This window comes from Nonomuraea sp. NPDC001684, from assembly GCF_053596515.1.
Genome location: NZ_JBSFGJ010000652.1, coordinates 1 through 3868 on the forward strand (window position 1 = coordinate 1; position 3868 = coordinate 3868).

Here is a 3868-nt window from a genome sequence, read left to right on the forward strand (position 1 = left end):
ATCCCGGCTCGGGCCTGGTCGAGGTGGTCGCGGGCGCGGTCGGGATCGACGCCCTGGCCGACGACGGATACGGCCGACTCGTCAGAGGCGGCCTGGACCGTCTGGCCGACCTACTGAATTCCAACAATTCTTCTGTCACCCCATCCACGAAACCCTGAACCGATTTTCCCAACACCATTTCGCACCAGAGCAATTCCCCCCGAACACCCAGAGCCCCCTTCGGCGAATTCCTCAACAACGAGTCCTAATTCCCGAACGACAACGGCGCCCAATTACTTAAGACCACCACCCCACCCGAGCGTCTCGCCCCTCACCCGCGGCGGCCCGGAGGCCCGGTGGTCCGTCCGGTGGTCCGGTGGCGAGGGCCTGGGAGTACGGGGAGTCTGAGCGGCGCGGGGAGTCCGGGCGGCCCAGGAGCGGGCAGACCGGCAGCGGACGCCCCCAGAGCGGACAGCCAGGAGCGAGACGGCGTGGCCGCCCGCCCGCCAAACAGCTCCAGACCGACCACCGGACCGCGCGCTGGGCCACCCTCCCAGACCACCCGCCACGCTGCCCACCAGACCGGCCGTCAGCCGGCCCGCCGACGGGCCCTCACGAAGTCGGGCAGCCCGGCAGCGACCACGCGCCGGTGCCCAAGAAGCCTGGTCAGGTGCCCGCCGTACTGCAACCCCCTAAAGGCCAGGTCGGAGGCATGGCCGCCTCTTCCAGAGCACTCAGCACGCCAAAGCCCGGCGCGCCCCAGCAACGGCTCATCTACGTCGCCGTCGAACACGGCAACGCTCGGCCAAGCCACGCCCAGCCGGTACGGCGGGGCGGGCCTGGGACGGTGGGCGGCGCGGTACGGGTGAGGGGTGCGTGGTCGGGTGGCAGGCAAGGGGTGGGCAGTGTAGGAGGGCGCGGCAAGTAGAGGCGGCGCGGCGCGTGGTTGGGCGGCGCGGCGCGGCCCGATGGCGATCGAGCAGTACGGCGGGTCGGGGACGTTGGACGGCGTGGCGACCGTATGACGGGGCGGGCATGTCGGGGTGGGGCGGTGCGGCCGGGCAGTGCGATGGAGTGAGGTGAGGTGAGGTGAGGTGAGGTGAGGTGAGGTGAGGTGAGGTGAGGTGAGGGTGGGTGATCGCGCTACCGGACCACGCCGCCGGATCACCCCGCACCGCCCAATCGCACGCCCCGCCGCGCCCGCCTGTCGCGCTGCCCACCCACCCCCTTGCCTGCCGCCCAACCGCGCCCCCACACCTGTGCCGCCCAACGTCCCAGGCCCGCCGTACCGCTCGATCGCGCCGCCGGGCCGCACCGCCCAACCGCTCGACCGGCCGCACGCCCCGCCGCCTGGCCTCTGCCGCATCGCGTCCCGCGCCGGGCGAGCCCGGCGGTGTCCACCGAGTCGTCCCTCGCCGCCCAACATCCCCGCCCCTCCCCGCCGTACCGCGTGACCGCACCGCCACCGCGCCGCCAACCGGGCACCCCGCCGCCTCACCTTGCAGCGCCACCCGGCCATGCCGCCCACCCGCTCTCGACCGGCGCCCTCCTCCCACCGCCACCCGGCCGCGACACTCCGCCGCAGGTTTCCTCCGCCAAATGTCCGACCTCGTTCGCGCCGACCACCAACCCGGTCGTACCCGAGCCGCCATGAACCCTCGGACGCCCCCGGCCCTCTTGCCCTTTCCTGAGGAGGCTCGGCACCCGAGGCCCTCGTAGGCGCCACACCTCCACCACGCCAGCACACCCGCACCAGCACAGGACGGAGACCATCGGCAGGCCCAAAACAGGGAACGCCACCCCCACAGAACGGGTGTTCTTCCGCCGGCCGGGATCACGAATTCGCCACCCGGAGATCAGCCACTACACAGGGTCACAGAATCCCCTGGAGTTTGACCGGAAAACCTTACGGGACGTCATTCACGCTGACGGCCAACTCCGCCCCGGAAAGCACTCGACAAAGCGATCATGCGGATTATGCTTCATCGCGCAATTTGTACGTATTTGCCGCCAATCGCGGTGGGTTTTACGGGGAGACACCATGACCGACGACGTGAAAGGCCCGGGGGCCGGCACACGCGTTCACGAGGCCATATCCATCCAAACCAGGAAAAGTCCCGACAGCATCGCCGTCATAGCCGGCACCACCCGCCTCACCTACGCCGAGCTGGACCGCAGGGCCAACGGCATCGCCCACACGCTGCTCGACCGCGGCATCGGACGCGGCCACCACGTCGGCGTCTGCCTGGAACAGGGCGAATGGCTGCTCCCGGCGCTACTCGGCGTGTGGAAGGCGGGCGCGGCCTACGTGCCGCTCGACCCCGCCTACCCCGCCGAGCGCTTACGGTTCATGGCCGCGAACGCAGAGGTCACCGCCGTGCTCTCCGCGACGGCGCTGGCCCCGACGGCCGCCCTCACCGGGGCGGAGGTCGTCCACGTCGACGACGTCGCGCCGCGCGAGGACGCGCCCGGCGTCGCGGGAGACGCCGCCGACGCCGCGTACGTGATCTACACCTCCGGCTCCACCGGGACGCCCAAGGGCGTGGTCGTGGAGCACCGCAACACCATGAACTTCCTGGCCTGGGGCGCGTCGGCGTACACCGCCGAGGAGCTGGGCGGCATGCTGGCCAGCGCGTCGATCTGCTTCGACGCCTCGATCATGCTGCTGTTCGTCCCGCTCGTCGCCGGCGGCACGGTGATCATGGCGGAGAACCTGCTGGCGCTGCCGTCCCTGCCCGCCCGCGACGAGGTGACGACCGTGTTCGGCGTCCCGTCCGCGCTGTCGGTGCTGCTGCGCGACCCGCTGCCGGCCGGGGTGCGGACGGTGGTGTCGGGCGGCGAGCCGCTGACCGCCGCGCTGATCCGCCAGATCTACGCCAACCCGAACGTCCGGCGCGTCCTCAACATGTACGGCCCGACGGAGTGCAGCACCGCCTGCACCTTCTTCGAGGCGGGACGCGACTTCGACGGCGAGCCGCCGCTCGGCGAGCCGCTGGCCGGCGCCGTGCTGTCGGTGCGCGACGCGCAGGGCCTGCCCGTCCAGGACGGCGAGCTGGGCGAGTTGTGGATCGGCGGCCCCGTGGTGGCCCGCGGATACCTCGGGATGGACTCCCCCGCGTTCGGCTCCGGCCCGGACGGCGGCCGCGTCTACCGCAGCGGCGACCTGGTCCGGCGGGTGGACGGCGAGCTGCGCTACGCGGGCCGGGCCGACGACCAGGTCAAGATCCGCGGCATCCGGGTCGAGCTCGGCGAGGTGGAGGCCGTGCTGGGCGGCCACCCCGCGGTACGGCGGGCCGTGGTGCTCACGCAGACCGGCGACGACGGGGCCGCCCACCTGGTCGGCCATGTCGCCGCGACCGGGGTGAGCGAGCCCGAGCTGCGCGAGTGGCTGGGCGACCGGCTGCCCGGCCACCTGGTCCCGGCCCGGATCGGGATCAGCGAGACCCTGCCGCTGGCCCCCACCGGCAAGGTGGACCGCGCCGCCCTGCCGAGGCTCGGCTCCACGCGGCTGGTCGCCGCCGCGCCGGTCGCGCCGAGGACCGACGACGAGCGCCTGGTGGCCGACGTCATCGCCGAGGTGCTCGGCCTCGACGGGATCGGCGTGCTGGACCGCTTCGCCGACCTGGGCGGGCACTCCCTGGCCGCGGTCAAGGTGGTGAACGAGCTGTCGCGCCGGCTGGGGCACACCGTGCCGCCGGCGGCGTTCCTGACCGAGCCCACGGCGGCCGGGCTGGCGTCCCGGCTGCGCGAGACCGTCCAGGAGCCGGTGCGGCGGGACGGCGGCCGGAGCACGTACCCGCTGACCGGCATGCAGCGCGAGTTCTGGACCCTGCGGCAGCTCCATCCGGGCAAGCCGGTCACCACCGTGTCGGTCCGGCTGCGGGTGAGC

At 72.8% G+C, this 3868-nt stretch carries 1 protein-coding gene; it reads left to right on the forward strand.

Annotated features, from left to right (window positions below; translation table 11 throughout):
- Nucleotides 1-2020 precede the first annotated feature (2020 nt).
- Nucleotides 2021-3868: non-ribosomal peptide synthetase (locus tag ACWCSD_RS49375; protein ID WP_449926263.1), on the forward strand; the 1848-nt coding region annotated here is incomplete at its 3' end.